This window comes from Ferruginibacter paludis (genome assembly GCF_030409685.1).
GTDB classification, from domain to species: domain Bacteria; phylum Bacteroidota; class Bacteroidia; order Chitinophagales; family Chitinophagaceae; genus Ferruginibacter; species Ferruginibacter paludis.
Genome location: NZ_JAUFQJ010000006.1, coordinates 626546 through 648876, shown reverse-complemented (window position 1 = coordinate 648876; position 22331 = coordinate 626546). Strand labels below are relative to the sequence as shown.

General features: G+C 40.4%; 22 protein-coding genes and 1 pseudogene. 11 read left to right on the top strand and 12 right to left on the bottom strand.

Features of this window, described 5'->3' with window-relative positions; translation table 11 throughout:
- The first annotated feature begins 201 nt into the window (after nt 1-201).
- Entirely contained in the window at nt 202-525 is a 324-nt protein-coding gene (locus QWZ08_RS13210) for a BRCT domain-containing protein (protein ID WP_290337897.1), read from the top strand.
- A 52-nt stretch (nt 526-577) separates the two neighbouring features.
- On the opposite strand, the gene QWZ08_RS13205 is transcribed toward QWZ08_RS13210, so the two are convergent.
- Nucleotides 578-1237, bottom strand: coding sequence for a GTP pyrophosphokinase (locus tag QWZ08_RS13205; protein ID WP_290337896.1), 660 nt, complete (start codon nt 1235-1237; stop codon nt 578-580).
- A 662-nt stretch (nt 1238-1899) separates the two neighbouring features.
- Here QWZ08_RS13205 and QWZ08_RS13200 point away from each other — a divergent pair.
- Nucleotides 1900-3657 (top strand): adenosylcobalamin-dependent ribonucleoside-diphosphate reductase, encoded by a 1758-nt coding sequence (locus QWZ08_RS13200; RefSeq protein ID WP_290337895.1) that lies wholly within the window; start codon nt 1900-1902, stop codon nt 3655-3657.
- A 95-nt stretch (nt 3658-3752) separates the two neighbouring features.
- Here QWZ08_RS13200 and QWZ08_RS13195 read toward each other — a convergent pair whose 3' ends face one another.
- Nucleotides 3753-4364, bottom strand: a complete 612-nt coding sequence (locus tag QWZ08_RS13195; RefSeq protein WP_290337894.1) for a hypothetical protein — start codon at nt 4362-4364, stop codon at nt 3753-3755.
- 349 nt (nt 4365-4713) lie between these two features.
- Between QWZ08_RS13195 and QWZ08_RS13190 the strand changes: the two are divergent.
- The 6 genes and pseudogenes from QWZ08_RS13190 to QWZ08_RS13165 all read left to right on the top strand — a co-directional run bounded on the left by QWZ08_RS13190 (nt 4714) and on the right by QWZ08_RS13165 (nt 7008).
- Nucleotides 4714-5259 (top strand): annotated as a pseudogene (locus tag QWZ08_RS13190) (nitroreductase family protein).
- A gap of 15 nt (nt 5260-5274) precedes the next feature.
- The gene (locus QWZ08_RS13185) at nt 5275-5679 is read left to right on the top strand and encodes a hypothetical protein (protein ID WP_290337893.1); all 405 of its coding nucleotides are present in this window, start codon (nt 5275-5277) and stop codon (nt 5677-5679) included.
- A 67-nt stretch (nt 5680-5746) separates the two neighbouring features.
- Nucleotides 5747-6139, top strand: a complete 393-nt coding sequence (locus tag QWZ08_RS13180; RefSeq protein WP_290337892.1) for a hypothetical protein — start codon at nt 5747-5749, stop codon at nt 6137-6139.
- Nucleotides 6140-6144: 5 nt separating this feature from the next.
- A complete protein-coding gene (locus QWZ08_RS13175; protein WP_290337891.1) occupies nt 6145-6282 on the top strand; it encodes a hypothetical protein in 138 nt (45 codons plus the stop codon).
- Nucleotides 6266-6715 (top strand): DUF5655 domain-containing protein, encoded by a 450-nt coding sequence (locus QWZ08_RS13170; protein ID WP_290337890.1) that lies wholly within the window; start codon nt 6266-6268, stop codon nt 6713-6715. Before QWZ08_RS13175 ends, QWZ08_RS13170 begins: the two co-directional genes overlap by 17 nt.
- Before the next feature lie 26 nt (nt 6716-6741).
- Nucleotides 6742-7008, top strand: a complete 267-nt coding sequence (locus QWZ08_RS13165) for a zinc ribbon domain-containing protein (protein ID WP_290337889.1) — start codon at nt 6742-6744, stop codon at nt 7006-7008.
- 84 nt (nt 7009-7092) lie between these two features.
- Here QWZ08_RS13165 and QWZ08_RS13160 read toward each other — a convergent pair whose 3' ends face one another.
- The 5 genes from QWZ08_RS13160 to hpf all read right to left on the bottom strand — a co-directional run bounded on the left by QWZ08_RS13160 (nt 7093) and on the right by hpf (nt 11010).
- The gene (locus QWZ08_RS13160) at nt 7093-8130 is read right to left on the bottom strand and encodes a zinc-dependent alcohol dehydrogenase family protein (RefSeq protein ID WP_290337888.1); all 1038 of its coding nucleotides are present in this window, start codon (nt 8128-8130) and stop codon (nt 7093-7095) included.
- Nucleotides 8131-8193: 63 nt separating this feature from the next.
- Entirely contained in the window at nt 8194-8781 is a 588-nt protein-coding gene (locus QWZ08_RS13155; protein ID WP_290337887.1) for a T9SS type A sorting domain-containing protein, read from the bottom strand.
- A 173-nt stretch (nt 8782-8954) separates the two neighbouring features.
- Nucleotides 8955-9800 carry a phosphatidate cytidylyltransferase gene (locus tag QWZ08_RS13150; protein ID WP_290337886.1) on the bottom strand — a complete coding sequence of 282 codons (846 nt, stop codon included), beginning with the start codon at nt 9798-9800 and terminating at the stop codon, nt 8955-8957.
- Between the two features lie 63 nt (nt 9801-9863).
- Nucleotides 9864-10643, bottom strand: a complete 780-nt coding sequence (gene cysQ, locus QWZ08_RS13145; RefSeq protein ID WP_290337885.1) for a 3'(2'),5'-bisphosphate nucleotidase CysQ — start codon at nt 10641-10643, stop codon at nt 9864-9866.
- Between the two features lie 64 nt (nt 10644-10707).
- The gene (gene hpf, locus QWZ08_RS13140; RefSeq protein WP_290337884.1) at nt 10708-11010 is read right to left on the bottom strand and encodes a ribosome hibernation-promoting factor, HPF/YfiA family; all 303 of its coding nucleotides are present in this window, start codon (nt 11008-11010) and stop codon (nt 10708-10710) included.
- A gap of 218 nt (nt 11011-11228) precedes the next feature.
- Between hpf and QWZ08_RS13135 the strand changes: the two genes are divergently transcribed.
- Nucleotides 11229-12254: a CapA family protein gene (locus QWZ08_RS13135; RefSeq protein ID WP_290337882.1), complete on the top strand. Its 1026-nt coding sequence runs from the start codon at nt 11229-11231 to the stop codon at nt 12252-12254.
- A 104-nt stretch (nt 12255-12358) separates the two neighbouring features.
- On the top strand, nt 12359-13030 hold the full coding sequence (locus QWZ08_RS13130; RefSeq protein WP_290337881.1) for a phosphoribosyltransferase: 672 nt from the start codon (nt 12359-12361) through the stop codon (nt 13028-13030).
- A 5-nt stretch (nt 13031-13035) separates the two neighbouring features.
- Here QWZ08_RS13130 and QWZ08_RS13125 read toward each other — a convergent pair whose 3' ends face one another.
- From QWZ08_RS13125 to QWZ08_RS13105, 5 genes are all read right to left on the bottom strand, one after another.
- Nucleotides 13036-14070: a hypothetical protein gene (locus tag QWZ08_RS13125; RefSeq protein ID WP_290337880.1), complete on the bottom strand. Its 1035-nt coding sequence runs from the start codon at nt 14068-14070 to the stop codon at nt 13036-13038.
- Nucleotides 14071-14085: 15 nt separating this feature from the next.
- On the bottom strand, nt 14086-15057 hold the full coding sequence (locus QWZ08_RS13120; protein WP_290337879.1) for a ribose-phosphate diphosphokinase: 972 nt from the start codon (nt 15055-15057) through the stop codon (nt 14086-14088).
- A 330-nt stretch (nt 15058-15387) separates the two neighbouring features.
- The gene (locus tag QWZ08_RS13115; RefSeq protein WP_290337878.1) at nt 15388-16062 is read right to left on the bottom strand and encodes a BON domain-containing protein; all 675 of its coding nucleotides are present in this window, start codon (nt 16060-16062) and stop codon (nt 15388-15390) included.
- Between the two features lie 612 nt (nt 16063-16674).
- The gene (locus QWZ08_RS13110) at nt 16675-16863 is read right to left on the bottom strand and encodes a DUF2188 domain-containing protein (RefSeq protein ID WP_290337877.1); all 189 of its coding nucleotides are present in this window, start codon (nt 16861-16863) and stop codon (nt 16675-16677) included.
- A gap of 199 nt (nt 16864-17062) precedes the next feature.
- Nucleotides 17063-17428: a response regulator transcription factor gene (locus tag QWZ08_RS13105; RefSeq protein ID WP_290337876.1), complete on the bottom strand. Its 366-nt coding sequence runs from the start codon at nt 17426-17428 to the stop codon at nt 17063-17065.
- Between the two features lie 752 nt (nt 17429-18180).
- Between QWZ08_RS13105 and QWZ08_RS13100 the strand changes: the two genes are divergently transcribed.
- The gene (locus QWZ08_RS13100) at nt 18181-22326 is read left to right on the top strand and encodes a hybrid sensor histidine kinase/response regulator transcription factor (RefSeq protein ID WP_290337875.1); all 4146 of its coding nucleotides are present in this window, start codon (nt 18181-18183) and stop codon (nt 22324-22326) included.
- Nucleotides 22327-22331 lie beyond the last annotated feature (5 nt).

Sequence of the window (22331 nt, the reverse complement as noted above, 5' to 3'; positions counted from 1 at the left end):
CTTTATTGAATGAGTGCAGGGGTTTAAAACAAGTCGACTGTTGAATTGTACGGCATGCCGGTACGTTGTATGCCAGCTGCTATAGCTTTATATGCTGTTTGTTTACACATAACCTTGTTGTTTTTATACCGTTGGTTTCTATGTTCTCTGGTTATGCCACGGCTGCCGGAGTACCCGGTTAATATATTTGCCGTTGACCGAATGAACAGGGATAACATTAAGATGATTCAGCAACGGGAACAACTGGCAGTGAAAATGAGGAATGACAAAGAAGATCAGCCAACAGGAGGAAGTTTTGCGAGGCCTGCATTCGTATTTACCGGTACGCTTGCCACTTTAGAAAAAGATGAGGCGGAAGCGATGGTAGAAGAAAAGGGCGGGCAGATTCTCAGTGCCGCGAGCACTAACCTGCATTACCTGGTAGCAGGAATAGATGCAGGCAGCAAATTAGAAAAAGCAAAAAATATTGGATCAGTAAAAATTATTTCAGAAACAGCATTCCTGAAAATTCTTGGTAAGAGATAATAATAGTCATGATCATTGATTGATCGGATTGGTGAATGCTGATTCATTTGTACTAACTCTTACCTGGTAATGTATATACATTTCTAAGCTGAAGCAGCTCATTGTCTTCCTGTAAAAGTCTTTTTGAAATGGCATTTAAAAAGCTGTAGTACATCCTGTCCGCTTGTTTGGCATGCTTGGCCCGGTAGTACAAGTCGTGGGTAATATCACCCCATGCATCCTGGAGCCTTGTTCTTATCTGAATTTCGCAAATTATTTTATTTGTCATTGATTCTTTTGGCATTGCACCGTTATAATTGACGTTAGCCAGCACATGTAATGCACGGTAGCCCGACGACTTGGGATTTAAAATATAATTTTCAATTGAACTGCTTATTATTTCAATTTCCGTGCTTTGCATAATTGATTTTAAAATGCCGGTACAATCATCCAGAAACCAGCATATAATTCTGGCGCCAATAAAATCATTGATTACTTCTGCAGGGTGATTGAATACGGGCCAGCCTTTTTTTTCTAACTTTTTTAAAAAACTATCAAGTGGTTTTATTCTGGCCTTCACAATCAATGCCTCCTTTGGGAGGCCATGAGCTGAAGTATAGGCGAGGCTTAGTTGGGCAAGTCTTATTTCAAGCAATGTTTTTGTTTGTTCAATTTCCTGGTTGTATGTGGAATAGAAACTGATTGTAAGATCTTTCAATTCTTCTTTTGTCATGATGTTGATTCTTTATAAAACAAGTGTACTGAAATAGACGGTAAGCCAAATGGTGCAACAGATTAAGTAATATTTAATATTGGTTTTATACAGGACATATTCAGAGGAGATTTCTTTTTACAGGAGGGGAAATTCATTGGACGTACAGATAAGCGTATCATAAAAAAACAAGGCAAGCTCGCTAAAACCTGCCTTGCAAGCAACCGGTGCAGGGTATAGTCTTTTACAACTTTTATTCTGCAGCAGTCTATCCAATGCGGCCATCGTCCTTGTTAAGTAACAGTTTTTATTCTGTCTTTCAGTCGCACAGTTTACTGTCGTTTAAACAGGTATATCTGTCCTCCTTCTTAACCGACCTAACCCGGATTGAACTTGTGTAAAGATACTTCGCGGATATTGTTGTTACCAATGACGGGCGTCACCATTTACTTTGATTGTTGTTTCTTTTTTAATAAATATTGGGAGGATCAACAGGTTGCTTTTTTATTTGATTGTCAGCTTTCTTTTTCTTAAATGCTTCCACCGAAGCCCATGAGGGTTTGTTGCATAGTCAAAACAATATAACCTGCCTGTGCCGTCAAATGAGGAGTATCAAAGTAAATGCTGATATGCGTCAGTTTACCGCTGCCGGCTGATGTTTACCTTACTGTTCGCTTTAGATTATGAACACTACTAAGTCGTTGAAACTTTCCGGTAATGCACTGAAGGTGTTACAAAGCCGGTACCTGTTACACCAACATGGACTGGAGGAAACTCCGGAACAATTATTCAGAAGAGTTGCAAAAGCAGCGGCATCGGCAGAATTAAAATGGGGTACGAACCAGGATGCCGCCCGATGGGAAAATGATTTTTTTAAAATAATAGCAAACCTGTTGTTTCTCCCTAATTCACCCACACTGATGAATGCAGGCACGCCATTGAATCAGCTCAGCGCCTGCTTTGTATTACCTGTTGAAGATAGTCTTGACCAGATATTTACCAGCCTGAAACATGCTGCCATCATTCAGCAAAGTGGTGGCGGAACCGGATTTAATTTTTCACACCTGCGGCCCAAAGATGATCCTTTGACAATAACACAGGGAACTGCTTCAGGCCCGGTATCTTTCATGAAAGTATTTAATGCAGCCACAGAAAATATCCGGCATGGGGGAAAGCGAAGGGGCGCTAACATGGGCATACTAAATATCGATCATCCTGACATTGAAGCATTCATTGAATCAAAAAAAGAAACAAATAACCTGTCCAATTTTAATATTTCAGTTGGCGTCAGCGATGCATACATGAATGCTGTGGAACTAAATAAAGAATGGTCCCTGGTGCATCCTAATACAAAGCAAGTTGTAAGAAGAATTAGTGCAAAAAAACTATGGAGAAATATTGTGGCAAATGCGTGGCAAACAGGCGATCCGGGTTTGGTTTTTCTCGATACCATCAATAGCGCCAATCCTACGCCGGCATTGGGAAAAATAGAATCCACCAATCCCTGCGGCGAAGTGCCGCTGTTGCCTTATGAACCCTGTAATCTTGGTTCTGTTAATCTTTCAAAATTTGTAAAAATCAACAAAGGATGCAGCGAACTTGACTGGAAGGGGCTGGAGGAAGTGGTGAAAATTGCTGTTCGTTTTCTGGACAATGTTGTTGAAGTCAACAACTATATTATTCCTGAAATAAAAGCACTGGCATTGGGCAACAGAAAAATTGGCTTGGGCGTGATGGGATGGGCTGAACTATTGATTTTACTGGAGATATCCTATGATTCTGAGCAGGCTGTGCGCCTTGCAGAACAACTGATGCATTTTGTGCAGGAAAAAAGCATGGAGGCTTCCGTTGCGCTGGCTGATGAGCGGGGTGTTTTTCCTAATTGGGAAAAAAGTATTTATTATCCTGTAACACCAATACGCAATGCAACACGCACCAGCATTGCCCCAACCGGAACCATCTCAATTATTGCAGGCACTTGTTCATCCATTGAACCGTTGTTTGCACTGGCTTTTCGGCGTCAGCACGTACTAAATGAAGAAAGCCTTTTTTCATTGAATCAATTGTTTATAACTTATTTAAAAAAACACCATCTGCATTCAAAGGAAATAATTGATGAAGTGAAAAAGCAGGGTGTTGCAGGAAGAATAGAAGCATTACCGGCAGGTGTAAAAAATATATTCAAAACAGCATTGGAAATATCGCCGGAGTGGCATTTGAAACACCAGCTTGCATTTCAGAAATTTACAGATAATGCCGTATCTAAAACCATCAACCTTGCAGAAACGGCGACAATAAAAGAGGTAGCCGATGTTTATAAAACAGCCTGGGTGCAGAAAGCAAAAGGCATTACTATTTTTCGTTACAATTCAAAAGATAAGCAGGTAATGTACCAGGGGATAAGATCAGGCAGCAAAGCATGCAAAGTATGTATTGAATAAATAAATCTGCCTTAAATGCTGGATTAACACAACACAATAGGTGTCGCATTAATACACTTCAAAACCATCATCAACAGACACATCTTTACAGGTTATCATTGGGGGCGCACAATTTTTTTTCTTTCCTGTTTATTCTCTTTCATTTGCGGTCTAACCTTTACGGGCCGCCCGATGTCCTTTCCGTAATAATGGGGTGCCTGCGGTTGCCTGGGAACTGGTGCATTTCTTCGGGGTATTTCAATTTTTCGCAGGTCATTCATTTTGTCTCTATCTTCCGGTCTCCGGTAAACGGGATGTCGGTCGTTCTCGTTAAATCCCCGCATGGTGGAAAAATTGTTAGGGTAGATGTTATGATAATAGTACCGTGGATAATGAGCTACATAATATTGATGATGCATCCACGGCTGGTAAACATTCCATTGAAGGGAAATGACAAAACTGTTGAATAAATCATATCCGGCATAAATGGGAGGCAATAACGGCGAAAATGACCATTGACCATTATCAAGGTATATAAATTCCGGGTCAGATAAATCGTAGTACACTTCAATATCCGGCAGGTAATAGTATCGTACTCCTTCAGAATAAGGCGGAGCCCATGATGGATTAGAATATTGTACGCCGGCAGCTATATAAGAAGGCGTACTGCAACCACCTGATAAAATGGCTGACATGGCAACAAGAGTCAATTTTTTTAAGTATTTCATGTCATTTTTTTTTAAGATTCTTTACTACATCTTTCTGTATTGTATTTGATTCCCCCGGTCCGCAATGAGTGCCTTTTATAGCTGCAAATTATATTTCAAACGTTTCAAAAAAAATGACCTCTGTCAAAGCCCATAATGACGGACCTCATCGTTCTGCAGAAAGCCGTATTTGATTATCATCAGGATTATGGCTAACTGTTGTCATAGCTATCGGTAATACAGAATAATAACTTTGAATAGTACGCACTCCGGAAGTGGTTTTATGATGCACGCATTGCTATTCAATCAACATTTGGCCGGATGCGGGCATGGTTTGAAAAATATTGATTACTATTTCAAAGCGAATTAGATGGAAACACTAACAGATAAAGATGCGCTGACCATCATTCAGGAAAGGAAAAGTGTGCGCAGTTATACAGGTGAGCCGGCGGGTAAAGAAGCAATAGATAAATTGCTTCGGGCGGCAATGGCGGCTCCTTCTGCGGTTCATATGATGCCCTGGAAATTTATAGTGGTAACGGATATAAAAAAGTTAGAATAATTAGCTGGCGGTTTGCCATTTGCAAAGATGCTAGTCAAGGCGGGAACAGGTATTGTGGTATGCGCAGTTGCAAACGAAGCGGCAGGAAGTAGCGAAGAATTTGCGATACTCGATTGTACCTGCGCCAGTGAAAATATTTTATTGGCTGCGGAAGCATTGGGTTTAGGCGCCGTGTGGACGGCGGTTTATCCCAATAAAGAACTGATGGATTTTGTGAGAAAGGAATTGGATATTCCTCAGCATGTAATTCCGTTGAATCTAATCCCGGTTGGTCACCCTACGGGAGATGAAAAAGCACTGGATAAGTTTGATGCAAAAAATATTCACTGGCAAAAATGGGGAGGTGATTTTTAATTGAAAAATTAACCATTGTTCATAGAAGTAAATGATACCACATCGCTCCGTCAGATACAGGAAGTCTTTTCTGACTTTTACCCTTACCTGAAACTGGCGTTTTATGGAAAGGGCCATAAAAAATACCAGGCATCAAATGAAGGCGGGGAAATAGAACCGAATACGCTCATCGGAGAAATAAAGGCAACGCATGTGTCAGGTGTAATTGAAATGCTGCCCTTATATAAAGTGGCTGACGTGGAAAAAGAATTTCAGCAACGTTTTGGTCTATCTGTGCAGGTGCTTCGCAAAGAAAAAAAAGGCTGGGAGCAAACAACTGGTATGGATGATTTTACTTTAAAAGAACTGAACGAACTGGGACGTAATTCATCCGACGAATTTATAATGAATGAAGATGTACGAAATGATTTGGAATATTAGGATATATATCAAGCTGACCAACCGGAACGATCTGGCGCCGGCAGCAGACAATTTAAAATGAAAAACAATGGCAACAAGTATTGCAGAGCACTACACAGATGAACTGGTTGACTGGGCACGCCTGATTGCTTTTTATGATCAGGAAGCAACAGAATTTGAAACTAAACTGGAAGAAGTGATCCAGCGAAACTCTATCCCCAACATTGCCGCAAAAGTAGAAGAACAGCAGGATAAGTTGAACATAGTATGGAAGAAGTTTAAAGGGCTGAGGAGACAAATACAAAAGCAGGTAGCTGCACTAAAAACTGACAGCACCTTCATTGATAATACCCGCATAAATACTGAGACAGCAAATAAGCAGAACGAACTACGCCTCTACATGCAACAAGCGGAAAGGGAATATATCGATGCTAAGTATTCCTGCTCTGGATTTTTATCGGCAACATTAAAAAAATATTGAGCGATGTGCAACGCAGTTGGCAGCTGAAGATGGGCAATAACGCAGATGCAGAAATACAACTGGCGGTTGACTTTGTGGAAGCAGCTACATTGGAACAGGTCAATGATCTTACAAAATATGTATACAGTGAAAGTGAAACATGAGACAATTCATTTATGGACATGCCCGAAATGTAAGCGGCAATTTGAACGTAAAGGACAAATGCATTCCTGCACACCGTATGATTTAGAAATGCACTTTGAAGGAAAGCCCGCCGGAAAATTGTTGTATGAAAAATTTAAGCGGGCCGTTAAGAAACAGGTAGGATCTTTTAAAACAGAATCGCTGGAATGCTGTATTCATTTTGTGAGCCCGTTCACTTTTGCAGCGGTAAAAATCTATAGGGACAGAATAAGGGTAGATTTTGCCCTGGACCGGAATATCAAAAGAAAACGGGTTAAACAATGTGTTCAAATGTCGGCGCAGCGGTACTTACTGGTAATAGATATTGTGAGCGAGGATGATATTGATAATGAGTTAATGGCGTGGATACAAGAGGCGTATGATAAAAAGCATGACAAGCATAACCTTGCTTGAAATTTGTCAAAATTAAAATGATAAGTATGGAAACAGAAACCTATTGCCAGAGTTGCAGCATGCCGTTGGATAATCCGGATCTGCAGGGCACAGAAAAAGATGGTAGTAAAAGTAATGAGTATTGTAAATACTGCTATCAGCAGGGTGCATTCATCAATCCCAACATGACATTGAAAGACATGACATCACTGGTGATTACGCAGATGGAAAAAATGAATGTGGATTCAAAAATAATTGATATGGCGGTGAGCAGTTTGCCGAATTTAAAAAGATGGGCAGCCAGGCAACAGTAACCTTCTGCGAAGTGAATAGTAAATGATAAAGATGATATTGTTGATATGCATACTTTACCCGCAGTGCCTGTTACCGTTGGTTTTTTAGTGACCTGGATCCATCACCAGAACGGCAGCCCCGTGAATTTTTCCATTCCTGAGATCATTCAATGCTTCGTTTGCAAGATGTAAAGGATATGCCTGGGTTTCAGTTTGTATTGGTACCTGTGCAGCCATTTTCAAAAAATTGTCTCCATCGCTGCGGGTAAGGTTTGCTACTGACCGGATCACTCTTTCTTCCCACAACAGCCTGTATGGGAACGATGGAATATCACTCATGTGAATGCCGCCACATACTACAACACCACCTTTGTCTACAGCAAGCAACGCCTTTGGAACCAGGTTTCCTGCCGGAGCAAAAATAATTGCCGCATCCAGCTTTTCGGGAGGAGATTGTTCAGAATCGCCTGCCCATACGGCACCCAATTTTAATGCAAATTTTTGTGCATCCATATCGCCTTCCCGGGTAACAGCAAACACTTGCTTGTGCTGGTATTTTGCCAATTGAACCAGGATGTGTGCTGCGGCTCCAAAACCGTAAATGCCAATCTTAGTGGCGTGTTCGCCAATCATCGTATACGATCGGTAACCAATTAGCCCTGCGCACATCAGCGGTGCACCTGATGCGTTGGCGTACTGTGCTGATAGTGGGAAACAAAACCGTTCATCGGCTACAGTAAACCCGGCATAACCTCCATTGATGGTGTAACCTGTAAACAATGCTTTTTCGCAGAGGTTTTCCTGGCCATTGCGGCAATACTTACATGTTCCGCAGGTATAACCCAGCCATGGAATGCCAATTATTGCTCCATTTTGTATACGGGTTACTTCTTTACCCGTTTTTACAACCGTTGCAATTATTTCATGTCCGGGAATCAGCGGGAGCTTTGGAGCTGTAAGTTCACCATCAACGATATGCAGATCCGTTCGGCAAACTCCGCAGGCGATTACTTTTGCCAGCACTTGTCTGGCAGAGGGCTGGGGGACAGGAAGTGTTCGCATGACCAAAGGCTGGCCGGTTCTTTCCAATACCATGCCCGCCATCGTTTCAGGTATTACTATTTTGTCAACGCTGTGAGGCATGTCGTAAAAGTTTTAGCCGGTGGTCCCAATAAAAATCTGACACTGCATGTGTTCAGGCGTACCTTAATCTTTTACAAATTTTCCAACCAACATTTCATTTTCGTGTCGTACGTGCAGCACATATATTCCTTTGGACAAACGAATGGTGGGTACATCTGTAATGAGATTGGTGATGGTAATTTTTAGTATTTCCTTGCCTTCGGTATTTATAATATCCATGCGTCCGTTAATGTAGGGAGTTTTAACATGCAGCATATTTTTTGCCGGGTTGGGCCAGATAAACAATTTGCCGGTTTCACTGAACTGCACCCAGTTTACCCATGAATATAAAAATTGGCCTTTGTCGCCCACCTGCCGGATACGATAGTAAATCAAACCTTCTCCCGGTTGCTCATCTGTGCTTGAATAGCGGTGCGATGGTTGCACCGGTACAGACGCAATTTTTTTCCAGGTGCTGTTGTCCCTGCTTCTTTCCAATTCAAAAGGAAGCGAATCCATTACGGGCGGCACGCTCCATTGAGTAAGCACGGTATGATTGGCCGTTGGTAAAACATCAAATAAAAAAGGTGGCTTGGTTTGCGAGTTGGCCTGGCCCGGACTGAATAATAAAAAAACAAAACTTACAACGATAATAATTTTAAAGCGTAACATAAGTTGTCATTTTGATAGCTAAGATAACACTATAATGACGGCTGGAAAATGATTGCGGGCAATAGAATGAATGATCCATATTATCTTCAGTGGCGGACGTTTTAAAAAGCCGGTCAAGATTTGATCGCACAGAAAAACTTGTCAGTTGCAGCCTGACAACTACCGGTAATTTTTCATAGTTTAATGAAGTGCGTTTCGAGGTAAGGGAGTATAAATAAATAGCAAAATACAAAAGGTGCTGAGCCCAGCAATGAATCAAAGCGGTCAAGCATACCGCCGTGGCCTGGTAAAATGGTGCCGGAATCTTTAAGATGCAGACTTCTTTTCATAAGTGATTTTATAAGATCCCCAAAAGTGCCTGTCACAACAATTATAACTGCCATCATTATCCAGCCCGAAAGACTGATTGTTTTAAAAAAATGTGCAGTAATGCACGCCACCAGCAAAGCCGAGGCAGTTCCTCCAAAGCTGCCTTCCCATGTTTTTCCGGGAGAAATGCGCTCAAATAAATGATGCCTGCCAAAATATTTTCCGGCAAAGTAAGCGCCGGTATCGCTTGCCCATAGCAGAAAAAAGTATCCAAGAGGAATCGGAGCGTGATACTGTCCCAAAGGCAAACATGCAACTGCGGTAAAAAAACAAAGGGGAATAGTGATACAAATAATACCAAGAAAAGTAAAGGCGATGTTATGGAAAGGATTTTCAGCTTTTAAAAAAAGTTCTGCAATAAAAACTCCAAACGCAACGGGGATATTTATCAACAGCACATTCAGATTACTTTTTCCGGTGAAAAACAAGGTTGAAGTAAGCAGCATACAAACTGATAAAACAATACCCTGAATTTTTCCCGGGATAACTGCTGAGGAATAAAATAAGCGATAGAATTCCAGTAAACCAAGTAGGTTGATCACCATTATCAATAAAATAAAAGTAGCAAGGCTTAAACTTATTGCAACTATAATAATTGCAGCCAAGACTATTCCAGTGATCGTTCGTTTTATTAAATTATCCGAAGCCATGGTTAACATGTTTAACTGTTTTATGCTGCAAGAAATAAGGTCATTGAAAACCACTTAACAGTATCAGAAAGCTACAAAGGGTGGGTTCCTGAGATCTGGTTTATTGTACATCAGCTCTGATTTTAAATTGGTATGATACACACCGCGGTTACAGGCATTTAGAATGGCATGTGCGGCGGCCGTATCCCATTCCATCGTTGTACCCCATCTCGGATAAATATCCGCTCTGTTTTCAAGCAGCAGCATAAACTTAAGCGAGCTGCCCATTGATGTAACTGTAGCGTTTTTAAACCTGTTTATAAATGTTGTTGTTTCGGGCGACTGGTGCGATCTGGATGCTACTATTGCCAGGTGTTCAATATGCAGCAGATCATTGAATTGTCTCCTGTTTTGTAATGCTGAAAATTGAGTCAGCTTACCTTTTTCATTTTTATACGCACCGGTTTCTTTTGAACCAACATACAGCGTCTCAGAACAGGGGACATAAATAACACCTCCTGACGGCGAATTTTTGTGCATCAATGCAATGTTAACCGTAAACTCGTCATTTTTACTGATGAACTCTTTTGTTCCGTCCAGCGGGTCTGTCAGCCAGAAATATTCCCATAACTTTCGTTCGCTGTACACAATGTTCTTTCCTTCTTCCGAAAGAACAGGCAATCCTGTTTTGCGCAGATGATTCAGGATAATATTGTGAGCACACCGATCTGCTTTTGTCAGCGGAGAATGATCGCTTTTAATGCTGGCAGAAAAATCTCCGGACCGGTATACTTCCATAATAGCTTTGCCAGCTTCAACTGCTGAGCTTTTTGCTATTTCCAATAAATGCGGGACATCAGCCATTTTTGCTTCCTCTTTTTTAACACGTTTAAATTGAGATGGCTCCCTGTGAAAGGCCCATTATTGCCTAGCGAAAATGGTTTCTTTCTTCCTTGTACCGGTGCAACTGATGTTCCAAATCCTCCATCACTTTGTGGAGCGCTATTTCGAATGTTTCTGCTTTATCATTTGCAAACAATGTTTTTTGTGGAACAGCCACTTGTGCCTCTACATGAAAATATTTTTTACGATCATCGTTTTCTTTCCTCAATACTACAAGGCTGTTCGTAATGCGGCTGTATATATTTTTCAGGTCGTTGAATTTTGATTGTATCAGTGATTCTAAATTGGCATCTGTTTGTAAGCCGGGAGATTCTATAGTGAGTTCCATAATCAGTATGTTTTAAAGATTAAAATTAAAAGAGTAATCAGGCTGGTTGCATGACCCGGATCATCTTTTTTGCTGATTGAAGGCAGCCTGCATGGGGCTGAAAGTGAAATTGCCTTCGGTGATTTTCCTTTTTGCTTAATTGAAGAAATAGTAAGGAGTGTTCAATAAAAATAGCGAAAGCAAAACCTGTAATACTGATTGGAATCAATCCCTTTACCATGCTTCGTCATTCATTTTTGCGCCGCATTTTGCTAACCTTGCTGATGATGAATGATAAGCTGATTATCGGGCTTGCAGGCGACGTAATGATTGGCAGAAGCGTTGATCCCGTAATTTCAACGGAAGGATATTCATACGTTTGGGGAAATATGCTTCCCCTGCTCCGCGGTACAGACCTGAACATTATTAACCTGGAAACAACACTGACCAGCAGCGAAAAAAAAGTTTCAAAAGTTTTTAATTTTAAAGCGGCGCCTGACAAAGTAAAATCTTTAACAGAAGCCCATATTACTTTTGCCAACCTGGCTAATAACCACATACTTGATTATTCAGAAGAAGGCCTCAAAGAAACTTTACAAGTATTACACAATGCGGATATACAGTATACTGGTGCAGGAATGAACCAGCAGGAAGCGGAAAGGCCCTGCTTCTTTGCAAAAAATAATTTGCGGTTAGGATTACTCGGCTATACCGATAATGAGCCGGGTTGGAGTGCCGGCATTAGTAAAAGCGGTATCAATTACATCAACGTATCAGCAAAAAAATACCGGCAAAAAGTGCTGGAAGCGATTGTACGGGTAAGAACGGAAACGGATATTGTTGTTGTCAGTATGCATTGGGGACCCAATATGCGGCAGGAACCTTCGGATGAGTTTATTGCCTTTGCACATGACATGGTTGAAATGGGAGCAGACATTATCCACGGGCATAGTGCTCATATTTTCCAGGGAGTAGAAGTATATCATAACAAACTGGTGTTGTATGATACCGGGGATTTTGTAGATGATTATGTGGCAGATCCAATATTGAAGAACAACCTTTCTTTTCTTTTCAGGATAGAAATGACCGGGAAAGGAATTGAAAAATTGACGCTGACGCCTGCATTGATAGGCAATTACCAGGTAAACCAGGCAACAGGAAAAAACTATGAATGGAGCATAAAGCGGATGCAGCAATTATCAGTTCGATTCGGAACAACGGTGAGCGATACAGGGGAAGTGATGATTAAAAGCGGAAGACTTTGAACGGTTACAAACAATGTCTATAGCCAAATGAAAAACCAAATTAATACCGCTGTAGCCAAATGAAAATCTGCGGAAAATTTAATTTATTTTAAAAATGAAATGTTATGTTCTACGATAGAAAAGATGCAGCGCTGCAATTGGCAAAAGCGCTGGAGAAATACAAAGATCAACAGGCTGTTGTGCTGGGTATACCAAGGGGAGGAGCTGTAACAGGGTATTATGTGGCGCTGCATTTAAATGCAGTATTTTCTTTACTGGTATCAAGAAAGCTGGGTCATCCGAATAACCCGGAGTATGCCGTTGGCGCAATTGCCGAAGATGGAACGATACACTTAAATGATACAGTGGTACGGGAGGTATCCCAGGAAGAGATTGATACAGCTGTAGCTCAACAGAAAAAGGAAATTGAGCGGCGTATTAATGTGTTGCGACAAGGGCAGCCGTTGCCGGAAATTAAAAACAGGATTGTATTGATTGTTGATGACGGGATAGCTACCGGCGCCACTATTTTCGCAGCCATTAAAATGTGTAAAAAAAAGGAAGCCGCTAAAATAATTGTGGCAGCGCCGGTTTCGGGTAATGCTATTTTAAGGCAATTAAGGAAAGAAGCAGATGAAGTAGTAATATTGGAAACACCAGCTTTTTATCATGCTGTTTCGCAGGCCTATGAATCATTTGGGCAAGTAACGGATGATGAAGCGCTGGGATTGCTGGAAAAATGGCAAAAGCAGCAAAATAATCCCAGGAGCGAATCCCATGTGCCCAATAGGAAATAATATACTTATACAGGCAATTGCTGATGGTAGCGTTCCGCCAGTTGAAGATACACACGGGCCTTGGTCAGCCATTTTGGGTCATCTTTATAACGGGGCTCCTCAATATGTCTCGCAACAAGATAAGCCCGCAGACAGGCTGCTTTTATTTTGAAAAAATTGATCAGGGGTAAAGGAATAATATCGTTACTTTTTTTACGGTACACATCAATAAACACGTGGCCGATGTGGCTGTTACCCAACATTTCGCATTCCACGGAAAGCAGAGATAACTCCTGGGCGGGATCCATTATACGAAGCTCCCTGCTAAATTCAAGCCTGTCTATAAAGGCAACCTGCGGCCCCAGGCAAATATGTTCCGGACGCAGGTCGCCGTGCGCATCAATAATTTTGCCGGCGGCAATTCTTTTTTCGAATAAGTCTTGGCGAGCGGCAATAAATGCTCTTTGCCCAGCTGTTAATTCTTTTATTAAGAGGGGGGGTAATGCAAATAACGGGGCCAGCAATTCATCATGGATAAAAAGTATTTCTGATTCCAGCTTACCGGCATATCCGGTAAGCGTAACCGGAACAGGAAGGGATGTTTGATAAAACTCAGCAAGAAGGGTAGCTGCCTGGTGCAATTGCGTCTCATCAATGCAATCATGTTTAATGGCATAGCCGAGCATGTTTCTTTCGGGAATACGTTTCATTTTTACCAGCCAATCTGCTATTGCACCTTTCCCTTCCAACTGTAATTTGCCTTCTTTATTAATAACAAGCGGAACTATGCCGATATAAATATCTTCAGCCAGTTTTTTATTAATGCGTACTTCTTCAAGACTGTTTGTAAACCTTGATTCCAGCGTACGGTGATCAAACAAACGATAGCTAACCGGCTTTTTCATTTTATACACAAGATCACCCGCCAGAAAAACCCAGGACATATGTGTTTCTATTGATTTGACTGAGCTTACGCTATACGGGTAGCTGGAGGGTTGCAGTAAAAAAGCAACCTTTTCTTCCGTTGTAATTGTTGCTGTTGTATCAGCTTCTTTATACATCTTGATAAACATGGTTTAATCTTCCAGTAGTTCAACAATAGAGCCACCTTCATAAAGTCTTTTAATGGCTTCAGCAAACAGTGGTGCTGCATTTAATGTTGTCACTTTCTCTATTACTCTTGTATGCTCCAGCCTGAAGGGAGGGATAGTATTGGTGGTAATGATCTGCTGTAAAGCTTCTTCCCCAAGGGTATCATCGGTGTTGCCGGTAAAAATACCATGGGTAGCCAACGCCACAACTTTTTTAGCACCTGACTTTTTACATGCGGCGGCGGCCCTGGCAATGGTACTGCCTGTACTAATCAAATCATCCACAATGATAACAGTTTTATCTTTTACATCGCCGGCAATCCGTTCTCCCCATACCATACCGCTGCTGCGGTATTTTTCCATCAATACCATTGGCAATTCCCGTTTCAATTGCTTTTCCAGTGTTTGCAGTAATTGTTCCGCCCGCTTAACACCCCCAAAATCCGGCGACATGATTACCGCGTCTTCGTTTGTCAAAAAGGGGGTCAAATGATCCGCAAATAATTTTCTCGCTTCCAGGTTTTCTGTTGGTATAGTAAAAGCATTTTGAAAAGCCTGCAGGTTGTGCACATCCATTGTTACAACCGCATCAGCGCCGCAGGCTTCCAGTACACGGGCTACATATCGGGTAGTCACCGGATCCCGTGCTTTTGTTTTACGGTCTTTGCGGGCATAACATAAAAATGGAATGATTGCCGTAACCTTTTTTGCAGCGGCGTCTTTAAGTGCTCCAATAAAAAACAGCAGCCGGCAAAGTTTATCGTTTACACTTTGCACCGGATCGCTGTACAGAGAATGAATTACAAAAACTTCCTGGTTGCGTACATTTTCCAGCGGCCTGCTTTTATGTTCGCCGTCTTCAAATTCCCTTTCCTCATGGGCGCTCAGTTGCACACCAAGTTCTTTGGCAACCAATTCACCAAAAGTGGCCGAACTGTTCAATGCAAATAATTTCATTCGGGATCAATTTTAATTTCTGTTACCATTAAGAAATAAAAAACAGGTTCAAAACAATGTTTAAAAGGAGATAAATAGCCACGGTCAAAATGCATTTCTTCTGCTATTCCCACATAGGTCCCAACACCCTTGGTCTCTCCAATTGTAATCACATCTACGTTACCTGACTTCCGCTTAACCCCGGCAATTAGTTTTCCTGTCCGATCAACTTTACTATAACATAGATGTATTGGGGAATTAAAAAAGCTGCCCCACCCAGTACATGATTAAGACAGCTTATTGAAATTGAAGCTGAACTATCAATTGCAGCCTATGAATAACGTCGGTTTCTTAAACTGCGTAATCATATTCAGGAACTTTTATGTCCAGTTTGTTTTCAATACTCAATACACCTGGTGCAGACCATGCAGCATTTGCTGCCTCTTCCTTTTCTGCGAATGAGCGAACGGTTCCACGCAGGGTAATTTTACTTCCATCAACATCAACAACTATTTTTTCGGCATCAACAGTGGCGCTGCGAATGAAGGCAGAACTAATTTTTTGCTTAATTTCCGTAGGGGTAGCTTTTGGTTTTACTTTTATTAAATTAATTACACCACGCACCCCGGTCATATTTTCAATGGCTGATTTTGCATTTGTGCGTTGATACTCCCACTCAGCTTCGCCTTCAAGCCTTACAATGCCATTCTCTACTTTGATTTTAATTTTTTCTTCCTGTACTGCTGAATGCCATTTTAACGCGTTCACAACAGCCTCTGCGATTTCCGTATCCGTTTTACTAAAACTGGGAGAAATGCCTACCTGAATTTCCTCCGCCACTGCCTTTACGCCGGACACTCTTTTGGCGGCTTTCTCTGCTGCTAATTTCTTTGGATAGGTATCAACTGTTCCTGAAAGTGTTACTATTCCATTTTTAACAGCAACTCCAATTTCGCTGGAATTTAAAAAGGGCTCCCATTTAAGTTCATCCATCACATCCTTTTGAATTTGGTTATCACTTTTCATAATTTAAACATTTAGAAGTTTGTAAATATTTTTACATCAGGGATCAAAAATATTCTTGATTATGGGCGCTTGCAATGATGGTTATCAATTGTTTTCCTGACTGTAATTATTGTTGACTTACATTGGCTACATTACCCGGCATGACTATAATTTGTTTAAAACAATTTATCCAACTCTTCCACCTTATTCACAGGAGATATTGCATTTGCATCGCCGAACAGATTTTTTAAGAAGATGCTGCTACAGGAAATAATTCAGATGTCATAACGGCGATAGTTTGTTCCCGGCATTTAGAGCAGTTTGTTTGATAACAAAAAAAATAATGAGCAATGAAAAAGTTCAACGTTTTGTGTGAGCACATATTTTCTTTTTGATTTGGATTAGTGTAACTAAATAATATATCTGCCGGCTGAATAATTGACATCGATAAAATTGCTGATTTTTTTATTGCAGGTTATGGCGATATTAATCATTCCTTCCTGATATATCGGCTAAAATAGAAAAAGGCTTTTCAAATATTTGATTAACAAAATGAAACTTGCGTATCGTAGTAAAAAATATGCATCTTGAATTGCGGGGCTCTGTAAATCAGGCTGTAACTTGAAAAATCTACTATTTCGTACCAGAGGGTAGCTGTTTTATTGCCCATTTTTTTGCACGGTTGATGGCAATAGCAATGGCAAGTCCTTCATCCATATTTTTTTCTGTGAGCAAAGCATTGGCAATTTCAATGGCCTTGTATTTGACTGGCTCAGGTAAATTTTTCATCGAAACCGGGTAATTGTATTTTGTCCACGGCATGGGAATTAATTTAGCAGTGTTCAATTTTATAACCGATTAATCTCAATATTCATGCCCGGTAGAACAGATACAGCACTGCAGTCAATTTTACTAGCTTATCATTTTGCTTCAGTATTTATCTATAACAGTATTACCATTTATTCAGTTTGTTCTTTATTCTTTCAAACGGGGTTGTTGCGAAATTATTAAAATTAAAATGTTACTTATTTAACTGGCAGCTTATTGAATTTAATAATTCAATACCGCTGAATGGTTTTGTTATATAGGCATCGGCACCAAACTCTAAACCCTTTTTTATATCATCATTGTTTGCTTTTGCCGTTAAAAAAATAAAGGGAATATGTTTTATTGATATGTTTGCTTGAATGGTTTTCAACACTTCGTATCCATTAAGTGCAGGCATTACGATATCACACAGAATAAGATCAGGAGAATATTTTATTGCTTTCTCCAGCCCCACCTTTCCATTCTCTGCTGATATAACATTGTAGCCAGCCAACGCAAGTATTTCTACTATATTGCTGCGTACATCGTTATTGTCTTCTATTAGCAGGATCGATTTCATATTGTTATATTTAAATCGTTAAGGTTCTTCATTTATGAGATCAGTCTTTATGATATCATAGGAAGTAGCGGTTCATATTTTCAATTAGTCTTTTTTCACGCACTTTTTATTTTGAACTTCAGCCTGCATCATTTTTATTTTTGGCTTAAAATGATCCTGGGCAAAAGCAAGCTCAACGGGTAAAAATACTTCTTAGCGTTACCTTTTTTAATATTACCGGTCATTTGTACATATGATTACGGGCAGCCCTGAAGGTTGTACGAGTATTTTTAGAAGGTGGCTCAGTTTTTTCAGCATTAAGCAGCGGAGGATTTTGACCGGCAGTCTCACCGAAATAAGTACAACCAAAAGTAAATTTCAATCAGGACATAGTTCTCCTCCTGTATGCCGGTGATGAATAATACAATCTTGAAAGTGAATCTGTTCTTTCTTCATTTGAATGCTGACCAGTAAAAAAATAAGAAAAATACTTTAATAACAGAATCTGCAACCTTATCGCTGCAAGTGGAAAATTTTTCCTGCGAAAATATAATGCTACCGCTAATAACTATGATAAACCGCCAGCTCCGCCAGTTTTTGTACGCATATAGAGCAAGAGACTATTTTTTTAATTAGCTTACCTTCAATACTTATTTCAATAACACAGTAGCAGATCATAACAGCCTGCTTCAATTATGCCATTTGATTTAAAATGAACCAGCAATTTAAACTGCTGAGATTTGAACGCAACTTTTTAATTAATTAAGAAAATAATGAAGCGTATACTTCACCCTTTTTATATTCTTTTGCTTGCTATTTTTTTCAGGCTGGATGCAATTGCCGGACCGGACGATCCTTTTTTCATTCAGCACTATGATAACCGGAATGGTCTTTCCAACAGTTCAATCAATTATATTTTTAAAGATGCCGGCAACCTGTTGTGGGTTGCTACCTGGGATGGTCTGAACATGTATGACGGAAATGTTTTTCATGTATTCAACTACAGCAAAGAAAATGATTTTAAGAGTATTGGCAGCAATGTTATTCAACAGGTAACGGAAGATAAAAGAGGCAATATCTGGATCACTACCATTGAAGGCATATCGAGGTATGAAAAAAAGACGGGCAAATTCTATAATTATTTTTACAATCAATATCAACGCAGCAGGGTTAGCGAACAGGAATATGTACTGGCGATCGATACGGCCGGCAAAGTTTTTTCCCTCAACCAGAAAGCCGGGCTCAGCTCGTACGATGAAGTGGCTGATACTTTCCGGCTTTGCAATATACCAAGGCAACAGGCTGTTATTACGAAAATAGCTTTTGATGAAGCCAATCGCTTGTGGTTACTAAATGCAAAAGGTGAGCTGGATGTGTATGCATTAGACGGAAGCCAGTTTAAAAGTGTACGAACTTACCGGGATCAAAAAGGAGTCAGTAATTTTTTTAATGTAAATCACCAGTTTTTTTTTAGCAACGGTGCCGATCAATTATTCAGCATTCATAATGGCACCTTAAATAAAAAACAAGTGATGCAGTTGAAGCATACACTTACTGCTGTTATTTTTTATAAAGAGCATTACCTGCTTGCCTGGGCTTCCAAAGGCTATGACGTGTACGATGCCAATTTTCAATCCTCCTCTTTTTTACAGGAAGAAATGCGGCAGATGCAGGATATCAAGGTAACATCCTGGGCCTTGGGCAGTGAAGATATTTTATGGTATGGTACGGATGGCAACGGCATCATAAAAGTTTATCCAAAAACAAAATCATTTGGTACGGTTTCTACTTCGGATAACGGGATGCCTTACAATAAATCGGTAAGGGCATTTTGTGAAGCCAATGGAAATTTATGGGTGGGAACAAAAGGTAGTGGTATCATTAGTATTGAAAATTTTTGGTCCGATTCAATTGCATCCTTCAATAAAAAATATTTTTTATCAGGCTCAGAGCTGGATAACAATGCGGTGTATGTTTTAAAGAAAGGAAATGATGAACTGATCTATATAGGTACGGATGGAAAAGGTATCGGGGTATATGATCTTAAAACAAAACAATTTACCAGATGGGCATCTGTCAATGGACATGACAGGTATCCTGAATTTGGTTCTGTATATGCCATTAAACAGGATGCTGATCATTCATTGTGGCTTGGCACCAGTGGTTATGGTTTGATACACCTGAAGATAATAAGGGATAAAGCCGGTAAATTATCAGTGGCTTTCCAGGAACGATTTACTTACAACAATAATAACTCCGGCCCGGCCAATGATATTATCTATTCATTGGCGGATGCAGACAACAACCATTTGTGGATCGGCTGCAGGTATGGCGGCTTGAGTTTAATGGATAAAACCACCAAGGTATTCAGCACTTTTAAGGCATTTACCTATGAAGGAAGCCTGTCTAACAATGATGTGTTATCGTTATTTAAAGACAGCCGCAACAGGGTATGGATCGGTACCAGTTACGGATTGAACTGGATCAATAATGCAGATGCAAATAACAAAGAACCTGTATTTCAAAAATTAACAACAGCCGAAGGCTTACCCAATAACACGATTCACGCAATTGAAGAAGATAGTACCGGCCATATATGGGTCAGCACCAATAAGGGACTGGCAAAAGTAAACCAGGCAGATCTGCAAATTTCTTATTACCAGCAACTGGATGGCTTGCAGAGCAACGAGTTTTGTGATGGGGCCGTGTGGAAAGATAATTCCGGCAATATTTTCTTTGGAGGAACTTATGGCTTCAATCATTTTCTTCCCCAAAACATCCGTAAATCAGTTTGGCAACCTAACCTGTTGTTATCAGGTATTTCTATTGGAGGAAAAGCCGTTAGTGAAAATGGCTTTGCAGTGATGGAAGATTCAGTCAACAAGCCACTTGATTTCACGGTGAGCAGGAGAGATAACTTTTTTGAACTCGATATTAAGGCGGTAAGTTTTTTAAATGCAGAAAAATGTGAGTATGCTTATTACCTGGAAAGCTATGATAAAATATGGCACTACGCAGGCACCAACGGGAAAATTGTGTACAGCAATATGTTGCCCGGCAACTATACTTTAAAAATAAAATGGAGCAATGGAGAAGGTTTATGGTCAAAGGAAATAGCATTGATGTCGCTGGAAGTGAAACAATATTTTTGGTTGACCGCCTGGGCTTATCTCTGCTACGCCGCAGTATTATCAGCCATTGTATTTGTTTTTTACCGGTACCGTAAAAACAAGCTGGAGATAAAACATCAACTGGCGGTAGAGCATGTGCTCCGTGAAAAAGAAGAAGAGATTCACCAGAACCGCCTTGGTTTTTTCACCAATATTGCCCATGAACTTCAAACACCGCTTACGCTGATCATGGGAAGCTCCGAACGTTTTTTGCATAAAACAACTACCGATAAAGACCAGAAGGATAAGCCTTATTTTTTATCATTGATTCACCAGCAGGCATCAAGGCTCACATACCTCGTTCACCAGTTACTGGAATTCAGGAAAGTGGAAGCCGGATTTTTTAAGAACCAGTTTAGTTACCTGAATATTTCAGAATTATTGCTGAACCTTGGCGAACCTTTTATTCCGTTGAGTGAGCAGAATAAAATGGAATATGAAATTAATATTGCACCGGGCATGATGGGGCTGGCAGATAAGGATAAGATTGAAAAAATTATTTTCAATTTATTATCCAATGCATTTAAGCATTCAGAAAAAAATGAACAGGTGATATTTTCAGCCGGAGAAAATGAGCATAAAGAACTGGAAATAACAGTGATTAATTCGGGAACACAATTACCAACAGGAAAGCTGGATCAGTTGTTTGAACAATTTTATGTGGTCAATGCAAATACCGCAACCGATACCGGAAAATTTGGAACAGGCATTGGCCTTGCGTTTACAAGGCAACTGGTTACCATGCTCAACGGCCGCATAACTGCCAGCAGTGAAAATGACAGAATCATTTTTAAAGTCTGCCTGCCCATAGTAAAAGAGAAACCAGCAGACCTTCCTGCAGAGAATGTAACTACCGTCAGCGATCAGCCTTCTTATTTATATCGTACCATTACTGCTTATGCCGAAACCATGCAACCCATTTCAACGGTTGATAAAAACAAGCAAGCCATCATTGAAAACCTGCAGGATACAAAAAGAAAAAATATTCTTATAGTGGAAGATGATGCGGACATCCGTTTTTTATTGAATGATATTTTGAAGGATGAATACATTGTATATGAAGCGGCAGATGGGCGAAAAGCTTTGGAGCTGATTGAAAAAGTAATGCCGGACATTGTGATCTGCGATGTCATGATGCCCAATATGAGTGGCCTTGAGTTATGCAATAAAATGAAGAATGCACCTGCCACCTGCCACGTACCTTTTATCATCTTATCATCCCGTGGTAGCGAAGATCACCATATGGAAGGGTATGAAGTGGGCGCTGATGCATACATCGCCAAGCCTTTTCAAACCGCCCATTTAAAATTGCGTATCAGGAAACTGCTGGAATACCGCCAAAAATTACTGGACCTTTTCAACAATGAGAAAGGCACTGACATGCTGGTAGAATCTGATTTAAATGCGGGTGATAAAGAGTTTCTGACCAAAATGGTAAAACTGATCGATGAAAACCTGGGCGAAACAGAACTGAATGCCGTGTTCCTGGAAAAGGCTTTCAATATGAGCAAAATGCAATTGTACCGCAAATTGAAAACGCTTACCGGTATGACGCCGGGCGAATTTATAAAAAACATCCGCTTAAAAGAGGCTGCTCATTTACTGGCAACATCTCAATTGAATGTAACAGAAATTTTTTATCGAACCGGTTTCAATAATCAATCTTATTTTTTCAGGGAATTCAGGAAGCGGTATAACTGTGCGCCAAATGAATACAGGGAACAGCAATCGGTGAAGGGATTGAATTAGAATGA